Here is a 1,010-nt window from a genome sequence, read left to right on the forward strand (position 1 = left end):
ATCTCCGCCCTGCGCAAAAAGCTCCGCGCCGTGCTGGGCTATGACCCCATCCGCAACCGCATCGGCGAGGGCTATCTGATGGGAGGCGAGGAGGAATGAAGCGGTTTTCCCTGCAGTGGCGCATCACGCTGATGTCCGTTCTGCTCATCGGCATCACCTGCGTGGCCATGAATTTGCTGCTGTGCTCCTCCGGTGTGTACTATATGGACACCATTGCGGACAGTTTACAAGACGGCGGCACGGTGATCCTGAATGATGGCGGAGCGGCGCGCTTTGACCCGCAGCTCATAACGCCCAACGAGGAGTTGATCATCGTCGTCGATGGGGTGCAGGGGCGCTTCCGCACCACCAACTGGTATATCACGGCGGCGGTAACGCTGCTCAGCGGCATCCTCGCCTATTTCGTCAGCGGACGTGCTCTCAAGCCCCTGCACAGCTTTACCTCGCAGGTGGAGCAGGTGCAGCTGAACAATCTTGCCGATATGAGGATCGATGAAGACGCTATTTCGGAGTTCCGGCAGCTGAGCCGCTCGTTCAACCAGATGCTGGAGCGGCTGAACAACGCCTTTTCCGCCCAGCGGCAGTTCACCGGCAACGCCGCCCACGAGCTGCGCACGCCACTGGCACTAATGCAGGCGCAGTTGGAGCTGTTTTCCGCGGAGCATCCTGACGTGCGACCGGAGACGGCGGAGTTCCTTACACTTTTGCGTGAGCAGACGGAACGACTGATACAGATGACCAGGACACTGCTGGAGATGAGCAATCTGCGGCAGGTGGCGCGGAACGAGCGGATCCAGCTCGCTCCCATGATCGAGGAGATCTTCACAGATCTTGCGCCGCTCTCAGATAAGCGCGGCGTCACGCTGACGGCGGAGGGCGACGGCATTATGACCGGCAGCGATGCACTGATCTACCGGCTGATCTTCAACTTGACGGAGAATGCTGTCAAGTACAACCGGCCGGGCGGCTCGGTACGGGTTTCTGTCACTCAGGAGTTGGAAAAGCTCCTG

The 1,010-nt window shown here is 59.9% G+C and carries 1 protein-coding gene and 1 pseudogene; both read left to right on the top strand.

Annotated elements, in window-relative coordinates:
• Positions 1-99: pseudogene (locus tag DW922_RS18220) on the top strand (response regulator transcription factor); the annotation flags it as partial.
• Positions 96-1,010 (top strand): histidine kinase dimerization/phospho-acceptor domain-containing protein (locus tag DW922_RS17220; protein WP_118727157.1); only part of this gene is annotated, 915 nt, incomplete at its 3' end. The pseudogene DW922_RS18220 and the gene DW922_RS17220, both read left to right, overlap by 4 nt.

It is taken from the genome of Clostridium sp. AM42-4 (assembly GCF_003480105.1).
Taxonomy (GTDB): Bacteria; Bacillota; Clostridia; order Lachnospirales; family Lachnospiraceae; genus Brotaphodocola.